This window comes from Shimia sp. R9_3, from assembly GCF_017743755.1.
Lineage (GTDB): Bacteria > Pseudomonadota > Alphaproteobacteria > Rhodobacterales > Rhodobacteraceae > Shimia.
Genome location: NZ_JAGHRP010000001.1, coordinates 620,316 through 640,350, shown reverse-complemented (window position 1 = coordinate 640,350; position 20,035 = coordinate 620,316). Strand labels below are relative to the sequence as shown.

Here is a 20,035-nt window from a genome sequence, read left to right as displayed (position 1 = left end):
CGATTGTCCCTTAATACGAGATGTCCAAGAGAGGCTGGTACTTTAGCAAGACATCTTGCAGTGTGCGGCGAGACATTAGACCTACCAACAGCAGCTAAGATCATGAACTTCGGTGAACTTAAGTCTAAGGCAGAGCGGTACTTCCGTGCGAACCTAGAAGAGGGCAAGCGGCTTAGAAGCGCCAAGGGTCCATTTACCAGCGAGGAGAAGGCGAGGCTCAAAGACGCAATCTCTTGGCGAGAGATGGACAACGAAGACTATTGGCAACTGTTAGGAAGGGACTTGGCGCGATCCGAACTCAACAAATTTTGTGATGGGGCGGGCGTGGATCAACCAACAACCAAGGAAGATGCGATGCTGATCCTCGGTGAAATCCGGAAGGCTCAACTAGCGCAATTCAATGCCCTACTGGAACACGGACAATCTCTTGAAGAATACGACTTCTCAGAGCCGCAGAGCGCCCCAACAACAGCCCCAGAGCCGCAGGAGGTCTTGCAGCGCACCACGACCCTCCTAGAGGCTGTAGAGACCTTTCTGACGGTCCATGCACAGTCTGAAGGCTGGACACAGGGAACAATCAAGAAGCGGCGCGCGATCTTGGAGGTTGTCCTCGAGTGGTTTGGGTCAGATACCCCTATGGACGCCATCGGGAAGTCTGAAGCGGCGGAATTCAAGAACCGTGTCCTCCTGAACCTTCCGGCCAACAAGAGCAAGCACCGAGAGACCCGCTCCCTGTCACTGCGCGACGCCATTGCGGTAGAAGGCGTCCCGAAGATCGACAACGCCACGATCAACGCATACCTGAGCGCCTGCAAGAATTTGTGGAAATGGGCTGAAGCACACGGCTATGCCAGCGAAGTCCAGTTCGACGGCTTGAACGTGAGCAAGAGGAGTGTCCGATCAAAGGCTCGAGAGCCATTCAGCCAAGATGCTTTGGAGATCGCCTATAGAGCCCTCACAGAGCCTGACAGCAAGTTCTACAGAAAGACCAGCCACAGGTGGGCTACGCTTATTGCGATGTTCTCTGGCGCTCGGCTAAACGAAGTCTGCCAGCTCGACATCGACGACATCAAGCGTGTCGATGATGTCTGGATATTCGACTTCACTGATAGCGGTCACGAACTCAAACGCCTCAAGACCAGTGCCGCACAGCGCCGCGTGCCAATACACAGTGAGCTTTTGAGGCTCGGCTTACTCAAGCTGGTCGAAACACGTCAAGCGCACAGCCACAACCGCCTGTTCCCGGACTTCAAATACACTGAGAAAGCTGGCTACGGCGACCAGCTCAGCAAGTGGTTCAACCGGACCTTCACGGCTGACCTTGGCATCAAGTCTGAAGCCCACGTATTCCATGGCTTGAGGCACACCTTTGCAACACGTCTAGCCCAGTCCGATGTCGAGACTGAACGCATTCAGTTCATCATTGGGCACGAGCGACAAGGAGTGACACATCAGGTCTACATGAGAGAGGGTTACACACTGAAACAGACTAGAAATGCAGTGGAAAAATTCGCCGTAGGAACTTGAAGCCCCGCATTCACTTGTCGAGCCAGTCCGCTATTGCCTCTACCGTAAGCTCTCCTCCTCCTTGCGCGGCCAAGTTATCCGCGAGGAAGACACTGAGCTGAAGCCCATCCATGGCTACGACACCTGATTTTCTTAGTAAGTCGCGACTGTCGCGCGTGAACCTTCCCGTTGTAACAAAAAAGTAGACGACCGGATCGCACACTCGAATATCTAGTTCGGCCAAAGGGTCGGCATGCCCGGCATAGGTTTTGGAGCGGGCAAGGAGCACCGACCCTACCAGCTCTCTGATGTCCTTTGTGGACACTGAGGTTCGAACGTAATGCTTGGCCTGACCAACGAGCCAAGCCGAAAGTTGCTTCTCGGCACCGGCGGGGATGTGCCTTGGGGTCAGCAGAGTTCCGAAAGGAAGGCGGCCGAAAAAGTCCACACCCTGATCCGCGCTAGCACGTGTCACATGGGGTTCTTCTACGGCGAGTAACCCCAGCACTTTGCCACACAGCCGCTCGAAGCGCACTGGGTTCAATTGCTCGTAGAACTCGAGATACCTCTCCTGCTTGGCACGGGCAGCTTTCTCTGCGCGGACAGCCTCGGTATCGCCGCCCTCAACAAAACAAGCCCCTTGAACATAATCTGGGTTGGCGGAGTTGAACCCGTAACAGAGGGCTACGCCGTCTTGTTCGGCTTCATTCAACTCATGCCGCACGCGACTCTCAAACCGTGCCAGCCATCTTTGGGCAATGTCAGCGGCCTCTAACGCATCAACGCTGTTCTCGACTTCGATGATTTGTCGAAGAACATCATTAAGGCTGCGCGGCGGGGCCTCCAACTGAATGTAGCTCGTTATCGCTTTGGCTGCGGCGACGGGACCACTCAACATGTTATTGCTAGTCGCCGCGCCGTATATCTAAGAGTGCTTGGGTCGTCGCCCGTAGCTCTTCTAGGAGCCGCCAATCTTGCTCTGTGAAGCCGTTCAGTTCGAGCGCTCCGATATTTACAAGCGCAGTGTTGGCGTCCGAGACCTCGACTCTCCAGCGCCGGGACTTTTCCTTTGTCCGTGCGATGGAAAGTGCGTCCGTGATACCTCTCTCTAGGTCGAGCAGGTCCGCCTTCGCGTCAGGGTTGACCAATATTTCACGAAGATTGCGAACATCAGAGTAGGTGGCGATCTTTGCAGGTTTTTCGGCACCTTCATCAGTCGCAGGTCTTGGAGTAATCAGTCGATAGAAATTCTCAAGTGTCTCGGCATTGTTGAATGAAAAAGTCGCGGGGTCCCATCCCAGCCAATCTCTGACCAGTGGTACTGATACTGCCTCATGAAAGATCGGGTAGAGCTTTGCAGTAGCCAAGTCGGAAAATTCATCGTCCCCCTGCATCTGCTCAAGTGCCTTAAAGGCGCGGTATCGGCGATTGACCTCGTTTGGGGTGAGGCCTAGCCGTTGGGCCACATCGCTCAAATCAACACCATGTGTGTCGCGCAGGTCAGCAATCAACTTGGCTCTCTGAAAGCCGCCCCATTCTTGGATGCCGCCTACGTGCCGAACACCCATAAGTGTTTCTTTGAAGAACGCGACTTCCCCGTTTTCTTCAACGACAATGCACGGAACGGCTTCAAAAACTGCGACAACTCCGGGAGACAACTCGATGCCAGCTTCGTACTCGCTACTGAGCTGTCTAAGGGCTGCAACCCTGCGGTTGCCTTCAATGACTAGATACTTCCCGTCTTGGTGTTCGTAGGGAACCACCACAATGCGCTCAATCGGCAGAAACCCGTTGGAGGCAATGGAGTCCCGAAGCACCTTAACCCCTTCTCGTAACAACCTGTCGAAAGTTCCCTTCTGAACTCTTTCAAGATGGAACCTTTCGGGGGCAATGCTCTGGAAGGTATCGTTGTCTTGGAGCCGATAGTTGTTCGGGTCAAGCAGTAAGCTGTCGAGTTTTAGGTCCTGTGCTTGCAATTCTGCCTCCATTCAATCCAACACCGAGCGACGACGCGGCGCTGCGGCCAGCTCAATCCATGTCAGGCCCAATCAGTAATGACACAGCGGCAATTAGCAACCGGCAGGAGAGTTTTTGGGGAAATTTTTGCGAGCCCTTATCTATGTATAAGAGGTCTTGTACTGCCCCCATAGGGGCCCGCCAACCCGCATTATCCCTCGGCCTTAAGCCGCTTATCCAGCTCAGTCTTGGCGCCTGTGTGGACGTCCGGGCTACCCATAAACTCGGTAACACTATATGTCTTGCTACCGGAGTTGGATTTCAGTTTCGGCGTAACATGGCTCCAGCTATGTGTGACTTGGTATTCGCCGGTCTCGAGCTTCTCCAAGTAGTACCAGTCTTCGTAGTTATCCATTGGGCCTTTAACGCGTGAATAGAATTGCACCTTGGGCATTACAGACGATCTCCATAGTCGTTAAGCAGAAACACCCAATACGGTGCAAAGGTGCAGGACCACAACCATCCTGTAGGTAGGATTGTTGTAACGCTCACAACCATCGTTGACGGTTGCAACACGCCTTACTATCTCTTACCTCATGCGGATCGAAGGTAAGAGGCAGGCCATGCAACAGTACGTCATCTACAAGCGCGTAAGCACCAAGGAGCAGGGACGCAGTGGCCTAGGTCTGGATGCACAAAGCCGAGACATTGAGATCTACCTAGAGCGCTTCAGCCCGCGCCCCTTTCAAGTCATAGAAACCTGCACAGATGTTCTAAGCGGCACCGATGGAGACAGACCGGCCCTACTGGATGCATTGAGCATTTGCCGCAAGTCTGGAGCAACCCTACTTGTGAGCAAGCTGGACAGGTTGTCCCGAAAGGTAAGCGACATCGCGAACTTGATGGAGGACAAGACTGTCACGTTCCGGGTGGCGCAGATGCCCAATGCCGACAACTTCCAGCTTCACATCTATGCAGCCCTTGCCCAACAAGAGCGCGAGTTCATCTCGGCCCGAACTAAGGCAGCTCTGGCAGAGGCCAAGGCCCGAGGCGTCCAACTCGGTGGGGCACGGGACAAGACATTGAAACGAAATGAAGCGGTGCGAGAGAAAGCCGCCGCGCGTGCACAGAAGGTCGCGGGACTGATCTTACCGTTGAGGACCGCCGGAAAGTCGTTGAGGGAGATTGCCCATCATCTGAATACTGCCGGTGTGGAGACCGCTCGTGGCGGACAATGGCAAGCCTCTCAGGTCAAAAGGGTCATAGAGCGACTGGAGAGTAATCCGGCATCCTAGTACTGTAGCAGCAATGGCCCTGAGAGGCGCGGAGAGCCTCGCTCAGAGCCGCTAGCCATAAATACGCCCGGTCATAGCCCAAGGCCCTAATTTGGCACTCACGGGACAAAAAACTGCACGATGGAAGAGTGGTAGGTGTCTGATATATAACAAAAATATGGGAAAGTGTTATAGTCAACTTGTATATTCAACTCTACTGATCACAAGCCACACCGAACTGTACTGGCAGACATATGTGCCAACCCGGAGCCGAATTCTTCCGAGGCAATGGCGCTGGTATCTGTTTTTTACGAATATTTGTGAAACCCTTCGTTCCTAGAGAATACCAGTTCATCCCATGCCCAAGTCCGCACCGGATCACTTAACCCTTCGTTCCTAGACGTACCGAATTTTGGTATCTGTCTCTGCTTGTATTTATACTGGTTTTCTAACTTGATCGAATGATGCTGACTAAAGTCATTGATAGTTATTCAAGGAAATCCATAGTGCCAATATGCATGTAAGCAATTGACAATATTATAAATATTTACCTCAAGAACTGCTAGGGCGCGCAACTCATCAGCTAGTCAATGATCATACAGCTAGCGGGCGTGGTCTGCATTCAAGTCCAACCTCGCGGTTAATGTAACTCGGGTGAGGAAACAGTGATGACCCATTAGGCGGAACAGGAAAGAAACCGAATGAAGAAAGCCTCCCAACATAACCCGGATGACTTCCCCAATGTCACGAGCTTCAAGGATCGGCATGGAAAGCGACGGTGGCGGTATCGCAAAGCAAACGTGCACGTTGCTCTGGGTTCGGACTATGGAAGCGAAGAGTTCATGGCAAAACTCGAAGAAGCAATGGCACGGAGCGGGACACATGCCACCAAGCCAAGGTACGAGCGGTCAACAAAGGTATCGAAGAGACGGGCCAACCTATCTCAAAGCAAGGTAGAGAAAATGCTCAACGCAGCAACCAACTGTGGCTTCTACCCTACGCGGATTACCTCCCATCCAGACGGAAGTATTACGATGAGTTTTATAGAAGACGATCAACCTGCCACACCTCAGAAGCGCATACCCAAAGGGTGGGACATTTAGGAAACCACTTGAAGCCAGTATAGGTGTGACACTAAGGTGCGACACATAGCGAAACACCACACCTCAATAGTGTTCAATAACAGTGACTTAGGCTTTTTCTGGAGTTCCTCCTAGGCTCCACCAAATCCCCTGAAAAGCATTGCTTTCATCCGATGGATATCGGGTATGTCGCGATGACGTTACCTTAGGTAAACATAGCGGAAATTCGGGACTGCGGGTGCATTTGCACTTTGGCCGTTACGACTAGAACAAACAGAAATAGGCAGAAAAACTACACAGTTCTTCGTTGATCTCCCTCTGGTTTTCACGCACATTTTCTGGCAACGGACCAAGCCAAAACCCACCTATTTTGCTCTACTAGAGCGAAGGGATTGAGATAGTTAGGCGAAGGGCACACCTTCCTTCAGCCGTTGAACCAGAAGGGTCAGCACTTTGCAGAAGCGATTGGGGAAACTGCCTTTCTCGCCTCCCGTAGGTTCGGTCGTCCTCCTCTCGTTTGCCATTGTTATTATCGCGTTTGCATTGGTTTTTTTCAGGATTTGGTCATCGGAGCAAACCGCTGCTGAACGGGAAAGCCGTTTTGTATCTTTGATGTATGAGCGCGAGAAAGCGAGCATGCTCTCAGCGCTAAAACCCTACGCCGCGTCAGATGCCGCTTACCGCAACATCTCTATCAACTTCTCCGCACCTTGGATCGAATCACGATTTGTCGACGATATGATTGCTGAGACAACTTATAAGGCAGCGTTTTTGATCGCGCCGGATGAAAGCGTGGCCTTTCTACACGCAGAAAGCGCCCCCCCCCTCACGCAAATCACAGCGGACACATTGCCCAGCGTCTGGGCAGCCGCAGCACAAATTCGCCAGACCTATCTTGAAGAGGCATCCAACCGCATACCTGAGGACAGCAATTTTTCAGGCATGCTTGACGCGCTGTCTGACATTCATGCTCTGCGCTGGGGAGACCAGATAGCCCTTGCTGCGAGCTATGCCATTATCCCTGATCCCGGCATGGTCGCGCTCATTGATACAGAGCCATACATCCTCACGACCTTGCAGATTTTGGATGACACCAAGCTGGCGCAAATTTCGCCACATCTGTTCTTGGCTGAAATTGACGACACCAACACTCTAGGCCGGGGCCGAAACGCCTTCCTGATCACAGGGCCCGACGAGGCGCCCCTTGGTTACTTCGCGTGGCAACCTATGGGGCAAGGCACACGGATTATCGTGGCTGCCACGCCGCTGCTCTTACTGCTGATCGGCACCATAACCTGGTTCACCTGGCGTGTGGTGCGCAGCAACGCTGCAGCCCACAAAAAACTCGAAGAAATTGCGCTGCAGTCCCGCTACGACGCAGACCACGACAGTCTGACCGGGTTTTCTCTGCGCGACCATTTCTTTGCGCGTGCCAGAGAGGCCCTGACGTCAGATGGCGCAGAGCTCACAGCGCTTATTTATCTAGATTTGGACAACCTGAAAAAAGTGAACGATGCTTGGGGGCATGCAGCTGGTGACGCGCTGGTGGGGGCGGTTGCCCAGCGTATTACCGAACGTCTTGGCTCAGATCTGATTGCCGGCCGCGTGGGCGGCGATGAGTTCCTGCTTTTGGTGCGTGGATTTAACCAACGTACAGACGTCGAAACACAGATCAGGGAAGTGCTCATGGCGCTCATGCAACCCCTGCGCTTTGAGGGGCAGCTGATTGAGACCTCCGCCAGCGCGGGGCTGGCTTACTTTCCCGATCATGGAACCAGCATTGAAGAACTTGTGCGCGCCGCTGATGTCGCGCTGAACCGCTCCAAAGAGGTCAGCCATTTCGGCCTCGCCGTCTTTGACCCCACGATGGATGCGAGCCTGAAAGAAAACCGTGATCTGCGTGAAGATTTGCAGAAAGCCGTGCGCAACGGTGAACTTGAGCTGTTTTATCAACCGATCATCTGCTCTGAACACGTCAAACCCACCCATGCAGAGGCGCTGTTGCGCTGGAATCACCCAACCCGTGGCCGCATTTCGCCGGATCGGTTTCTGCCGCTTGCCGAGGCCAGCGGCCTTATGCCGGAAATCAGCCGCTGGGTCACGCAGACGGCCATCAGAGACGCCGCAGAGTGGCCGATGGACTTTGGCGTGACAATAAACGTCAACACTTCTCAATTGCTTCACAAAGGGTTTCCAGACGAGATCCGCACTCTGCTTAAGACAAACAAACTGCAGCCGGAGCAGCTGACAATCGAGATTACGGAAACTGAAATTCTTGACCGGATTGAAGAGACAAAATCCGTGCAGGAAGACCTCACCGAACTGGGGGTGCGCTTTGCTCTGGATGATTTTGGCACGGGCTACTCCAGCCTGAGCTATCTGCATCTCTATGATTTTCAGACGCTCAAGATCGATAAGAGCTTCCTTTCAGGCCCTGACCTGACAGAGGATGCAAAGGGCCTTCTGTCGACCATGATCAACCTTGGTCAGGTATTGGGTATGACGGTTGTGGTTGAGGGGGTCGAAACCGAAGAACAGCGCGATTTTCTCACAGAGTCTGGCTGCTCAGAACTACAGGGATTTCTTTTTGCGAAGCCAATGCCGTTGTCGGAGCTGACTGCGATTTACGGACATGAAAGCAAACCGGAGTAATCCGTGCTGCCCGCACGATAGATCACCTCACTCAAATGCCTAAGATTGTCCTGCACCTGAAATCAAATGACGCCAATCCGGAGCTGAATGGATGGCATCTACGGCTCTACCGAGAGATTGTAGACCTAGGGCATGCTGAGGGCATTTCGGTTGAGATTCGCGCACGCGACAGCGACATTCGGGTTGGTACGCGCAGCATAACAGATGACCGCTTCAGCGATGGGAACCTTCACATCTTTGATGATCGCTCTGTCAGAACTGCCGGCGTTCTGAATGCCGGCGTCGCCTACCTTTGGGAGTTCTGGCATCTTGATCCTCATGGAACAAAGGCCTTCTCCTCGATTGGAGAAGATACCTACAGCCCTTCTATGATTGCCGATCAGCGCGTTCAGACTTTTTCCCGCAATATTAAACGGCGCTATTTGGAGAAGCGGAAATCCAAATCTGACCAGCCGGAAGTCCATCAAGTCTTCGAAAGAAATGCGGTCGCCGTTTTCTTTCAGGGCCAATATCCCATCAACGCCAGAGCAACGCAGCACTCGGACATAGATGTGCTGCAGGCAACTCTTAAAGCGGCGGGCGATCGACCTATTGTGGTCAAGCCGCACCCAATCTCCAGCGACGAGGCCACAATTGCCGAAGTGAAAGCCCTCGCGAAGAACGATCCACGCATTACGCTGACACAGGCAAACGTCCACGACATCCTAAACGCAAGCGCCTGCACGGTTTCGATAAATTCCACAGTTGCGCTTGAGGGGTATCTTCATGGCGTGCCTGCAATTTTGTGCGGCAAATCCGACTTTCACCACGTCGCGCACACCGTTACAGATCTGAGCCAATTTTCGAGCGCGCTGGAAAATGCGCTGTCGTCAGATGCTGATTTGGAGCGCTATCTGGCTTGGTATTTCCTGAAGAAATGCATCCCGATCAACAGCGGACAACTTCACAAAAAGATCTGGGAGACGTTTGAAATCGCAGGTTTCGCAAGGGAGCGGTTTGGCTAACCCGCGAATCTTTAGGAAACTGCCTTTTCCCACAAAAAAGGGCTGCCGCATAGGATCGCGCACAGCCCTTCTGATTGGGAGCATTGCCCGTTACAGCCCTTCAGGCTGGCCAACGACAACGAATTGCAGGCCATCACGGTCCAGCAGTTCGCCGGCCACTCTTGAGACGTCCTCAGCAGTAACGGCATTCACCTTGTCATTGCGAGTCGCAATATAGTCGATGGGCATGCCATCCATCTGCATCGAAACCATGATCTGGGCGATTGCGCCATTGCCGTCAAAGCGCAGCGGATAAGCCCCGGTCAGAAGCGCCTTTGCCTTTTCCACTTCATCTTCAGTCGCGCCTTCTTCGGCCATACGTGCCCATTCGTCTTTCACCACTCCGACAGCCTGTGCCACACGGTCGTTGGCCGAAGATACGCTCCCCATGTAGACGTTGGCGAGATCGCGCAGCACAAGGTAGCTATAGACCCCATATGTCAGACCGCGCTTTTCGCGCACCTCGGTCATGAGGCGGCTCTCAAACCCACCACCACCGAGGATGGTGTTGAGCACGTAAGCGGCAAAGAAATCCGGGTCTTCCCGGTCGATGCCATCCTGCGCCCAAAGGGCCACGGATTGCGGCGTGTCATAGTCCACGATGTCCACACCGCCGTTGATCGCAACGTTGGCATCTTCAGGCATCGGGGCACCCGTTTCAGGCAGATCTCCGAGCAGGCGATCCAGCATCGGACCAAGTTCTGTTTCGGTGATGTCGCCGACCACACCGACAAACAAGCGGTCCTTCGCCAGCGCGCCCTGATGTGCGGCTACAATGTCATCTCGGCTCAAGGCAGTGACGCTCTCAAGCGTCCCTTCACCGGGAGAGCCATAGGGGTGGTCGCCGTAGATCAATGCGGCCAGCCGCGCCCCTGCAATGCTTTCAGGATCTTTCAAATCCGAGCGAATACCGGACAGCACCTGCTCGCGCACACGGTCCAATGCGGTCTGTGGGAAACTTGGCTCAACCAGAGAGCGGCGCAGAAGGTCGATGGCCTCGTCGCGGTTCTCGGTCAGCATGCGTGCGGAAATCGACACGGCATCGGCATGGCTGTCATAGCCAAACTGCGCAGCCAGCGCCTCACTCGCCTTGGCAAAACCCTGCGCATCCAGATCTCCCGTGCCCTCTTCAAGCAATCCCACCATCAGGTTGGTCGCGCCACGTTTGCCCGGTTGATCCAAGGATGTGCCCCCTTTGAACCGCAGCTCAAGTGCCACAAATGGGATCGAGGGTTCCTCAACAAGCCAGGCTTTGATGCCGCCCGGAGAAGTGACTTCCTTGATGTTGATTTCAGCCCATGCCGCAGGCACGGCCACGACAACGGCGACAAAGGCCAGGACAAAACGGATCATTGGCTCACCTCCTGCTCTTGGGTCATCAACCAGCCTGTAACCGACTTGCGGCCATCAAAGATTTCCTCGGCCGCGGCCATAATCTCTTCACTGGTGATCGCGTTCAAAATCTCTGGCCATTCCTGAATATCCGCGATGGTCAACCCCGAGGTCAGCCCGCGCCCATATCGGTTGGCCACGCTCTCAACATTGTCGCGCTCATAAATCTGGCTGGCGCGCAGCTGCATCTTGATACGTTCCAGATGCGCTTCATCCACGCCTTCCTGCATGAACTCTGCCACCGCGCCATCCATGGCTTCTTCAGCCTCTTGCATCTCCACACCCGGGGCAGGCACCATGATCAGGTTGAAGGTGGTCGCATCCAAAGATGTCCCGCGATACCAGCTTCCGGCATAGACCGATTGCTTGGTCTCAAACTGTAGTTTCTGGCTCAGGACAGAGGTCTGCCCGCCACCAAGCAATTCAGCCAACAGCGTCAGCGCCGCAGCTTGGTGCTGATCACCACTGTTACGCTCCGGGGCCAGATAGCTTCGGGTGACATAGGGTTGCGCCACGCGGGGATCGTAAAACACCATACGGCGGGCACTGGACTGCGGCGGCTCGCTCGGACGTGCGCGCGGCGGCAGCTCAGTATTGGCGGGGATCACACCATAGTATTGATCCGCCAGCGCTTTGACCTCATCGGGCTCTACATCCCCCGCAACAATCAAGATCGCGTTGTTGGGCGCATAGTAAGCCTCGTAGAACTCCAGCGCATCCTCCAGATCAAGCGCCTCCATCTCGTGGCGCCAGCCAATCACAGGGACACCGTAGCGGTGGTTGAGATACTGCGCCGCGCTCAATTGTTCGCGAAACAGAGCGCCGGGATTGTTCTCGACCCGCTGGTTGCGCTCCTCAATGATCACATCGCGTTCGGTCAGGATGTCCTCTTCGTCGAGTTGAAGATTGACCATGCGGTCGCTCTCCATACGCATCATCAACTCCAGTCGGTCTGAGGCCACACGCTGGTGGTAGGCTGTCACGTCATAGCTTGTGAACGCGTTGTCCCGCCCGCCGTTTGCGGCGACGGTTGCGGAAAACTCACCCGGTTCAAGCGTTTCTGTGCCTTTGAAAAGCAAATGCTCCAGGAAATGCGCAACGCCTGACACGCCGGGGCGCTCATCCGCTGACCCTGCTTTGTACCAGACCATGTGCATCACAACCGGGGCTCGGTGATCCTCCACCACGACAACCTGCATGCCGTTATCAAGCGTGTAGGTGCTCACCAAATCATCGGCGGCCTGCAGCGGGGCTGTCATCCCCGCAGTCATCGCCAATGCCAAGACAATGCGTCGCAACATCAAAATGTCTCCCAACCAATCGCCACTCATAAACCTTACGCAAACAGCGCAAGGTGCAGCTCATCTTTTGTAAAAAGAGTTACGCCCCAAACGGGGCGCTTCAAGGCATCATACGCGATTGTGAGGCAGCTTGGGTCAACGCCCGCAATTCTCATCAATCGCAAAACCCTTAGTTTCCTGGGGCTGCCGGAGTGCGCACACCGGCACGCTTCCACCGCCACCATTCTTCGCGGAAGTCCAGCGTCTGGGGCCGGTAAACCTGTTCATACAGACCTTTTTTGGAGACGCGGATGCTTGTGAACCGGCCACGGCGGTCGCGGAATTCTTCGTCTTCCTGCGCCACAACCTGTCGGATATTGGCATCGCGCCCCTGACGCGACGCGTAATTCACCAGCGCAGTATCTGCACTTGGGATGGCGGTGTTAAGGGAACTGCGTGCTGCAGCAGAGCCACCCAGCGCGGCAACTGCGTCGCCAAGCGGATCCTGATCGGTCCGGTTCACGCCCGTTGGATTGGGAGGCGGCAAGGCCGAAAGATCAGAGGGTACCACCAGCTCTTTGCTCGGCAAAATGCCGAATTCATCAGGGCCATTGCCGCTTGATACATTGGAATGCAACGTGCCGCCGCCGGTACAACCGGCAACCAAAAGCGCTGCGAAAACACCCAAAATCTTCAGCCGTGCCACGCTCATTATTCACTTCTCCAAGAGCTATTGGCACAGCTTTACCTGATCACGGTACGGAGGTCACGCCTCTCTTTTTTTACCGCTGGTAAAAAGGATGAGACCAATCGCCCCCGCGAAGATCCAGATGTCTGCGACATTGAAGGCATAGGGATTGTCGATGCCGCAGCAGGACATGTTCAGAAAGTCCACAACTGCGCCAAACAGCAGGCGATCCACAACATTGCCCAGCGCGCCGCCAATCAGAAGCCCCGCGCTGATCATGCCCCATTTGCCCGGAGGATCTTTGCGCATCCAATAGAGCACATAGCCGCAAATCAGCATCGCAAGCGCAATCAGCACCCACTTGGCCGCTTCGGGGCTGCCAGAGAACAGGCCAAAATTAATGCCGTCATTCCACGCCATATGGAACCGCAACAGAGGAGGCAGAACGTCGATCTGCAAAACCTCACGCAGGTTCAATGCGTTGAGAACAAGAAACTTGCTCGCCTGATCGGTAATGAAGGCCCAAAAGCCTGCCCAAAATACAAGACGCATCACCTGCGCCCCCTTTCTGCCTATCTGCCCCGGCGTTCTGCGTTGTTCGCAGAATCTCTAATTTTGCCATTGGGCGGCAGTGTATGTCAGGTTTGCCCAATGTAACAAGGGTGCTGACGTATTTTCAGCCGCTGAAGGTGACGCGACCTGCGTTCGAATGCGACCCGATCGCAGGGCGTGTTGATCAGTGACGGAAGTGGCGGATACCGGTGAAGACCATCGCAAGGCCCGCCTCATCGGCCGCCTTGATGACTTCCTCATCCCGCATGGACCCGCCCGGCTGGATCACGCAGGTACCGCCTGCCGCTGCCGCTTCCAACAGCCCGTCCGCAAAAGGGAAGAAAGCATCAGAGGCCACTGCGGAGCCCTTCGCAGGGCTTTCCTCAAGGCCAAGCTCATCCGCCATACGTTGCGCTTTGGCCGCGGCCACATTCGCGCTGTCCAGGCGGCTCATCTGCCCCGCGCCGACACCAACAGTCGCACCGTCTTTCACATAGACAATCGCATTGGACTTAACGTGTTTTGCGACTTTCCAAGCGAACTGAAGGTCCGCCATCTGTTCCGCGCTAGGCGCAACCTTTGTCACCACCTTCAGCTCGTCCGCAGAAACGGACCCCACATCCTTGTCTTGCACCAGAACACCACCGGCCACCTGTTTGTAGGCCGTGATCGGCGCGCGTGGATCAGGCAGACCTTCTGTCAGCAGCAAGCGTAGGTTTTTCTTCGCGGCAAAGATCTCTTTGGCTTCATCAGAAGCGCCCGGCGCAATCACCACTTCGGTGAAGATTTCCACGATTTTGCTGGCTGTCTTAGCATCCAGCGGCTGGTTCAGCGCCACAATGCCGCCAAAGGCTGAGGTGCGGTCACAATCAAAGGCTTTCTGATAGGCCTCAACCAGCGTCGTGCCCACGGCCACGCCGCAAGGGTTGGCGTGTTTGATGATCGCCACAGCAGGCGCCTCTGCCGGATCAAACTCCGCCACCAGCTCAAAGGCCGCGTCGGTGTCGTTGATGTTGTTGTAAGACAGCTCTTTGCCCTGCAGCTGCACAGCCGTCGCCACGCCGGGGCGACCGGAACCATCAGTATAAAATGCCGCTGTCTGGTGGCTGTTTTCACCGTAGCGCAGAGTTTGCTTGATCTCACCCGCGAAAGCACGGCGACGTGGCGCCTGCTGCTCCAGAGCGCTGGCCATCCAGTTGGATACAGCCGCATCATAGGCTCCGGTGCGCGCATAAGCGGTTTGAGCAAGCTTTTGACGGAACGCATAAGAAGTCTGACCGTCATTGGCGTCCAGTTCGGCCAGCAGCGCGTCATAGTCTTCCACATCCACAACCACATTCACAAAACCATGGTTCTTGGCCGCTGCACGGATCATTGCTGGGCCGCCAATGTCGATGTTCTCAATGCAGGTGTCATAGTCAGCGCCTGCAGCAACAGTGGCCTCAAACGGATAGAGGTTGACCACCAGCAGGTCGATGGCGTCGATGCCGTGCTCATCCATTGCGGCGACGTGATCATCGTTATCGCGCAGCGCCAGCAGGCCGCCATGCACCTTTGGATGCAGCGTTTTCACTCGGCCATCCATCATCTCCGGAAAGCCTGTCACCTCAGAAACGTCTTTCACCGCAAGCCCCGCGTCGCGCATCGCTTTGGCAGAGCCACCAGTGGAGAGGAGTTCGACACCCCGTTCAGACAGCGCGGTGGCCAGTTCGATCAGCCCGGTCTTGTCAGACACGGAAATCAGGGCGCGGCGGATGGTGGGGTGCAGGTCGCTCATAGAGGTATGATCCTTGGGCTCAGGTGTTCAAATCCAACTCGTCCCGGTTCAAGTCCCTGATCGCCACATTGGTCTCATGGGCTTTGCTCAACGACCACCGGATGCGGGTCGCATACTCCATTGCCACGCCGGATAGAACGATTTGTTTGGTCGCACGTGGCTTTAATCGCCCTTTTTCGAGGAAAACGCTGGCATCTACCCTCAATTTCGCCACGTCATCGTGTCGAAACACCCACAGCTCGCCACTTTTTAAGGCAATCGAAACCGCCGCCCCGCCCATGTCGAGACTGGCGTCAGCCTCCGGATGCAGGTGAAAGGCGATTTCATAAGGCACCCCCTGTAGAGCGCTCTCGTCCATCACCCTGTCAAACCGGCGTTTGGCCGCGTCATCCATGGTGATCAAAAGATCTTCCCCGACCATACCGCGCCCATCAAAGGTCAGCTCAAGGGTGCGCGCGTGGGTCAGACCGTGGGTGCGCACATAGCCGTCGTGCCCGCCCTCAAAGCGCAAACCGTCGCTGGCATTGCTCATCTGTATTGGCACATCTGTCGGCGCATCCACCAGTTGCTCTTCGCGCCAGCCCTTACCTTCTTGACCCAACCGCGCACTGGAGAGCTCATCAATGGTGACCGTCGAATGCGACGGCGTCGCCCGCCCAAAGCGGCGCCAATCCTCACCGAAGCTGGCACCCGAGCCGCAATTCACGATCACGGGGCGCCGGCCACTTGTCAGCTCAAAGGCCAGCGTTGAGGCATGAGCGTTGAGCGCACTTATGCCCGAAGGCGGTGGGCTGGCATCAATCACCACGCTGGTGCGGCCCGCACTCAGCCGCGCATAGCCCATGGCAAGCCCGTCCGCCTGTCGGGTCTTATTGCCGCTTTCCGCAAGCGCGTGGTCCAAACGGCCTTCCATACCGCGCCCGCCGCCATGAAACCGCGCCAAACTGCCATCTGCATGGCGCAACGTGCGCAGCGTCGGCGCAATCCGCTCAATCGCGCGCAGATGAATGTCAGACGGTGTGCGGTCCGCATCCCGCAGCGCCGTTGCGGCCCAAGTCAAAAGGGTAAAGACCTCCAGCAACTCCTCAGGATTGCGCGTTGGTATCCCGCCCTGCACATCCACCTGTTGCGCACATTCTTTGTCGAGCGCCTTACAGGCAGGTTCAACATGCTGCTCCATGCCTTCGAGCGCCAAACCCGCATATATAAGCCCGGTCAAAGCCTCAAAGCGCGGCAAACCGGGAGCGGTTTTGTGCCAGCGCTTGCTGAGGAAAATTGTTTGCTGACCCAGCGACTGAAAAAACGCATCTGACTGATCAGAGCCTTGTGCCCGCAGCAGAAAAATCGCGTGACTGATCCAGCGGATCAGTCGGCGGCCCGTGAGATCAGGGGTCCAGCCTGGCCCGGTGCCGCGGCCATAGAACTCAATCCAGAGCCAAACCCACTCCTGCGCACGGTCTCTGGCAGCCATGTCCCCAACCGCAGCCAGATCATCGAGCCAGGCAAACCCCTGCAACTCCTGCGCAAAAACATCATCCGGCACATCAATGTCCCAGATCGCGGTTTTGGGCGCGCTGACCAGATGACCTGCAAAAAGGAAATTGCCTGCAACCAGCTGCTTTCCGCGCGCAAACAACCCGATTGTGCGAGGCTCAGGTGTGGTGGTGAACCCCGTAGCAGGATGCGCCCGCGCACTCCTGCGCGCAGACACGCGGTGCATCAGCCGCGTCCACCGTGCTGTAAAATTGTCTGTATCGGACATCTGCTCTGCCTCTACGCTCTGATGGCGTTTGGCGTGAGTGTAGCGAGCGGATCGCCGCAAGTCACCGTTTGAATCAGCCGATGCACATCCGCGTGACCTCCACGCGGAACAGCCTCAATTCAAATGGGCCTTTCCTCAGACGCCTTTGCGCAGCATAGCCACGTAGAAGCCATCCATACCGCCTTTGTCGGCCCAATAATCCGGGCGCAGCCGCAGCCCGCCTTCTTCTGTCACCCATGCCGGATCAACGCCGTCAATCAGCACGGCGTCGCGGGCCACGGTAACATCGGCCCAGCGCTCTGCAGCCTCTTCAATCTGCACTTCGCCTTCGTCAGGCAGCAAAGAGCAGGTACAGAATACCAGACGCCCACCGGGTTTCAGCAACCCCAATGCGTGATCCAGAAACACCTCCTGCATCCCGATCAGATCGCCAAACTCGCTGCCGTCTTTGGCAAACGGCAAATCCGGATGCCTACGAATCGTACCCGTGGCCGAGCAGGGCGCATCCAAAAGGATCGCATCATACTGCCCCTCCTGCGCCATAACATCGCCAACAACCACCTCGGCGTCCAATTGCACGCGCTTGAGGTTCTCCCGCAGCCGCTCCATTCGGGCTGGGTTGTCGTCCACCGCGGTGACTTTCGCGCCAGCCGCCGCGATCTGCATGGTCTTGCCGCCGGGCGCGGCACAAAGATCCAGCACGCGCTCGCCCGGCTGTGCATTCAGTACCCGCGCAGGCAGCGCCGCAGCCGCGTCCTGCACCCACCAGTGCCCCTGCTTAAAGCCTTCCAGCGCTGTCACCTGCCCCGCGTCACGCAACCGCACTGAGCCTGTTGGCAGCAGCTCGCCACCAACGGCCTTGGCCACGGCCTCTGCATCCCCTCTGGGGGTCAAATCCAATGGCGCACCGGCATAATGCGCGGCTTCGATTTCAAGCATGATTTCGTTGTCATAAGCTTGCGCCAGCGGCTTGCGCAGCCATTTTGGCAAACGCGGGATGCGCAGCTTGGCCCATTCATCGCGCCCTTTGTCGTCCACCTTGCGCAGCACCGCATTCACAAGGCCCTTCATGCCTGAGGTGCGCTTGGATTTGCTGACGATTTCAACCGCATCGTTGACCACACCATGTGCTGCACCGCCTTGGCAGATCTCCATGGCCGCCATCCGCAAAACGTTCTGCACCGTCATCGTCGGGGGCTTTTTCAGATGTTTCTGCAGCACCCGATCGGCGCGTTCCAGATTGCGCAGCGTGTCTATTGCCAACCGCTGTGCGCGAGCGCGTTCTGCGGGCTCCAGCTTCTGCAAGGCAACTACCGCAATCACGTCAGACAGCAACCGACCTTCGCCCAGCACCTGATCCAAGAGATAAACCGCACTGCGGCGGGTCGGATAGCTGGATTTGGACATTCGAAAGACCTTCTAAAATGGTTTGGCGGCGACTGCTGAGGATCAGACAGGGGGCTTGTCGTTGTCAGACGGGCGCGTATATCAAGGGAAAGCCTCAAAAGGAACCCTTCGATGAGCGACACGCCTGAAACCCGCGATGACCTGCCCGAAGCCGCCAAGCGCGCGCTTGCCGAAGCCGAAGAGCGCCGCAAGAAGGCCAAGGATCTGGAGCTTCCAACCGAATTGGGTGGCCGCGACGGGCCGGAGCCTGTGCGCTACGGCGATTGGGAGAAAAAGGGAATCGCGATTGATTTCTGAAGCCAGACTAGGCGTCTAGCTCCCAGCCCGCGTCGCAGAACAGTTTCAGAAACGTCAGACCGTGAATTTCGCTGATTTCCGGTGCAAACACCTGATGAACCAGCTCGGGGCGGAAGGTTGGCCACTTTTCTCTGATTGAGGCAACCACCCGTGCGGCAGTCTCTGATCTGCCAACCGCCTGATAAGCCGCAGCCACATAGGCGGAGCCAACGGGCGTGGGATCGCCGCCGCGCGTCATAGACTGTTCAAAAGCCGCAACGGCGCCCTCGTAATCTTCCAGATAGAACTTAGCAAAACCGTGGATTCCGATGTCACCGCTTTGGGGCTCATTTTCTTTGGGTGCGGTTACATCCGCTGCCGTCTGAAAATCACCTGAAAACAATAAAATTAGAGCTCGAAAGACAAGAATTTCGCGGCTCTCACCCCCTGCCGCATGTGCACGCGCACTCAACGCGCGCGCATTGTCCCAATCTCGTAGGCCAGCGGCCAACCACCCTCCAGCAGACTGTGTCCAGGGGTCATCAGCGGCCAAAACCTGCGCCCTCTCCACCATCGCGGAGGCTTCTTCCAGATAGGCGAGAGAGGCACTAGAACCTCGCGTCAATATCGCCATGTTGCTCAGGCTATGTGCTGCCGTGGCATAGGAGCCTGCGTGGTCCGGGAAACGCGCTATCACCGCCTTGGAATGTGCAACCACGCGCTTCTGGCGCTCCATGTCCATAAAAGAAAACATGTGATTGCGGGCCAAAATATCCAGCTTTTCTGGTGTCGGAAGAGAGAGGTTTTCGGTACCGGGAAGAAAATCGGCGTTAGAATATTGCCCTTCTGTTCCGGAGTGCCAAGGCGGCGAGAAGACATGGTCGCTTTGTTTTGCCCTAAAGAGATCTGGCATCAATTTGCTTACCAAAATTGCGCCAAGCAACATCGCAATGACGACAAGCAGCGCCCAATTTCGCCGAAACAGCGTGCGTGCCTTATGCTCGGCCTCCCTCTGCTCCTGCTCCGCAAAGGCAAACTCCAGCTTCAGCCCTTCAGACGCCACGGAAATATGCAGCGCATCCTCTCGCCCCTCCGCCGAGAAGTACCGCTGCAACAGCTCTGCCAGCCTGCGTTTGTCAGACCGTGCAACCTTCTCTCGTTCCGAAGGGTCATAGGGCTCATATAGGGCAGATTGCACAGTTTGAAATGAGGTCTGCGTTTCGCGCCCTGCCAAGGCTTCCTCTGTGAGAAATTCGAGAAGCCTGCGCGCACGCCCTGATTTCTCAAACACCTCACTCGCAGAGACACGCGCCACGGCAACACGGATAATCTCGGGCGCAATTTCAACCGACGTTTCGCGATCTGCTTCCAAATCGTTCATTGCGCTC

General features: G+C 55.9%; 16 protein-coding genes. 6 read left to right on the top strand and 10 right to left on the bottom strand.

All coding sequences use genetic code 11. The features are described from left to right. Positions 1-102: 102 nt before the first annotated feature. Positions 103-1,527, top strand: a complete 1,425-nt coding sequence (locus J7412_RS02885; RefSeq protein ID WP_209076896.1) for a site-specific integrase — start codon at positions 103-105, stop codon at positions 1,525-1,527. Between the two features lie 10 nt (positions 1,528-1,537). Here the strand turns inward: J7412_RS02885 and J7412_RS02880 are convergent, their stop codons facing one another. Further along, a complete protein-coding gene (locus J7412_RS02880; protein ID WP_209076893.1) occupies positions 1,538-2,401 on the bottom strand; it encodes a restriction endonuclease in 864 nt (287 codons plus the stop codon). Positions 2,402-2,411: 10 nt separating this feature from the next. Then, positions 2,412-3,494, bottom strand: coding sequence for a ParB N-terminal domain-containing protein (locus J7412_RS02875; protein ID WP_209076889.1), 1,083 nt, complete (start codon positions 3,492-3,494; stop codon positions 2,412-2,414). Between the two features lie 591 nt (positions 3,495-4,085). Between J7412_RS02875 and J7412_RS02870 the strand changes: the two genes are divergently transcribed. The 4 genes from J7412_RS02870 to J7412_RS02855 all read left to right on the top strand — a co-directional run bounded on the left by J7412_RS02870 (position 4,086) and on the right by J7412_RS02855 (position 9,474). Beyond that, entirely contained in the window at positions 4,086-4,757 is a 672-nt protein-coding gene (locus tag J7412_RS02870; protein ID WP_209076886.1) for a recombinase family protein, read from the top strand. Positions 4,758-5,437: 680 nt separating this feature from the next. Beyond that, positions 5,438-5,839 (top strand): hypothetical protein, encoded by a 402-nt coding sequence (locus tag J7412_RS02865; protein WP_209076883.1) that lies wholly within the window; start codon positions 5,438-5,440, stop codon positions 5,837-5,839. A gap of 615 nt (positions 5,840-6,454) precedes the next feature. Beyond that, complete coding sequence (locus J7412_RS02860; protein ID WP_209076880.1) at positions 6,455-8,470, top strand: EAL domain-containing protein; 2,016 nt, start codon at positions 6,455-6,457, stop codon at positions 8,468-8,470. A 368-nt stretch (positions 8,471-8,838) separates the two neighbouring features. Then, the gene (locus tag J7412_RS02855) at positions 8,839-9,474 is read left to right on the top strand and encodes a hypothetical protein (protein WP_209076877.1); all 636 of its coding nucleotides are present in this window, start codon (positions 8,839-8,841) and stop codon (positions 9,472-9,474) included. Between the two features lie 90 nt (positions 9,475-9,564). Here J7412_RS02855 and J7412_RS02850 read toward each other — a convergent pair whose 3' ends face one another. The 7 genes from J7412_RS02850 to J7412_RS02820 form a co-directional block, all read right to left on the bottom strand. After that, positions 9,565-10,866: a pitrilysin family protein gene (locus tag J7412_RS02850; protein WP_209076873.1), complete on the bottom strand. Its 1,302-nt coding sequence runs from the start codon at positions 10,864-10,866 to the stop codon at positions 9,565-9,567. Further along, positions 10,863-12,206: a pitrilysin family protein gene (locus tag J7412_RS02845; protein ID WP_209076870.1), complete on the bottom strand. Its 1,344-nt coding sequence runs from the start codon at positions 12,204-12,206 to the stop codon at positions 10,863-10,865. Before J7412_RS02845 ends, J7412_RS02850 begins: the two co-directional genes overlap by 4 nt. Positions 12,207-12,375: 169 nt before the next feature. Continuing rightward, positions 12,376-12,897 (bottom strand): DUF3035 domain-containing protein, encoded by a 522-nt coding sequence (locus tag J7412_RS02840; protein ID WP_209058946.1) that lies wholly within the window; start codon positions 12,895-12,897, stop codon positions 12,376-12,378. A 54-nt stretch (positions 12,898-12,951) separates the two neighbouring features. After that, a complete protein-coding gene (gene lspA, locus J7412_RS02835) occupies positions 12,952-13,425 on the bottom strand; it encodes a signal peptidase II (protein WP_209076867.1) in 474 nt (157 codons plus the stop codon). A 184-nt stretch (positions 13,426-13,609) separates the two neighbouring features. Then, complete coding sequence (gene purH, locus J7412_RS02830; RefSeq protein WP_209076862.1) at positions 13,610-15,202, bottom strand: bifunctional phosphoribosylaminoimidazolecarboxamide formyltransferase/IMP cyclohydrolase; 1,593 nt, start codon at positions 15,200-15,202, stop codon at positions 13,610-13,612. 19 nt (positions 15,203-15,221) lie between these two features. After that, on the bottom strand, positions 15,222-16,964 hold the full coding sequence (locus J7412_RS02825; protein WP_209076860.1) for a heparinase II/III family protein: 1,743 nt from the start codon (positions 16,962-16,964) through the stop codon (positions 15,222-15,224). Between the two features lie 135 nt (positions 16,965-17,099). After that, positions 17,100-18,371: a transcription antitermination factor NusB gene (locus J7412_RS02820; RefSeq protein ID WP_209076858.1), complete on the bottom strand. Its 1,272-nt coding sequence runs from the start codon at positions 18,369-18,371 to the stop codon at positions 17,100-17,102. 111 nt (positions 18,372-18,482) lie between these two features. Between J7412_RS02820 and J7412_RS02815 the strand changes: the two genes are divergently transcribed. After that, a complete protein-coding gene (locus J7412_RS02815) occupies positions 18,483-18,668 on the top strand; it encodes a DUF1674 domain-containing protein (RefSeq protein WP_209076855.1) in 186 nt (61 codons plus the stop codon). Positions 18,669-18,675: 7 nt separating this feature from the next. Here the strand turns inward: J7412_RS02815 and J7412_RS02810 are convergent, their stop codons facing one another. Then, the gene (locus J7412_RS02810; protein ID WP_209076853.1) at positions 18,676-20,028 is read right to left on the bottom strand and encodes a hypothetical protein; all 1,353 of its coding nucleotides are present in this window, start codon (positions 20,026-20,028) and stop codon (positions 18,676-18,678) included. Positions 20,029-20,035: the final 7 nt, after the last annotated feature.

Bases quoted from the DNA above. Each gene is read 5' to 3' on its own strand.
- J7412_RS02885 (WP_209076896.1), top strand. From the start codon at position 103: ATGAACTTCGGTGAACTTAAGTCTAAGGCAGAGCGGTACTTCCGTGCG.
- J7412_RS02875 (WP_209076889.1), bottom strand. From the start codon at position 3,494: ATGGAGGCAGAATTGCAAGCACAGGACCTAAAACTCGACAGCTTACTG.
- J7412_RS02870 (WP_209076886.1), top strand. From the start codon at position 4,086: ATGCAACAGTACGTCATCTACAAGCGCGTAAGCACCAAGGAGCAGGGA.
- J7412_RS02865 (WP_209076883.1), top strand. From the start codon at position 5,438: ATGAAGAAAGCCTCCCAACATAACCCGGATGACTTCCCCAATGTCACG.
- J7412_RS02860 (WP_209076880.1), top strand. From the start codon at position 6,455: ATGCTCTCAGCGCTAAAACCCTACGCCGCGTCAGATGCCGCTTACCGC.
- J7412_RS02855 (WP_209076877.1), top strand. From the start codon at position 8,839: ATGATTGCCGATCAGCGCGTTCAGACTTTTTCCCGCAATATTAAACGG.
- J7412_RS02850 (WP_209076873.1), bottom strand. From the start codon at position 10,866: ATGATCCGTTTTGTCCTGGCCTTTGTCGCCGTTGTCGTGGCCGTGCCT.
- J7412_RS02845 (WP_209076870.1), bottom strand. From the start codon at position 12,206: ATGTTGCGACGCATTGTCTTGGCATTGGCGATGACTGCGGGGATGACA.
- J7412_RS02840 (WP_209058946.1), bottom strand. From the start codon at position 12,897: ATGAGCGTGGCACGGCTGAAGATTTTGGGTGTTTTCGCAGCGCTTTTG.
- lspA (WP_209076867.1), bottom strand. From the start codon at position 13,425: ATGCGTCTTGTATTTTGGGCAGGCTTTTGGGCCTTCATTACCGATCAG.
- purH (WP_209076862.1), bottom strand. From the start codon at position 15,202: ATGAGCGACCTGCACCCCACCATCCGCCGCGCCCTGATTTCCGTGTCT.
- J7412_RS02825 (WP_209076860.1), bottom strand. From the start codon at position 16,964: ATGTCCGATACAGACAATTTTACAGCACGGTGGACGCGGCTGATGCAC.
- J7412_RS02820 (WP_209076858.1), bottom strand. From the start codon at position 18,371: ATGTCCAAATCCAGCTATCCGACCCGCCGCAGTGCGGTTTATCTCTTG.
- J7412_RS02815 (WP_209076855.1), top strand. From the start codon at position 18,483: ATGAGCGACACGCCTGAAACCCGCGATGACCTGCCCGAAGCCGCCAAG.
- J7412_RS02810 (WP_209076853.1), bottom strand. From the start codon at position 20,028: ATGAACGATTTGGAAGCAGATCGCGAAACGTCGGTTGAAATTGCGCCC.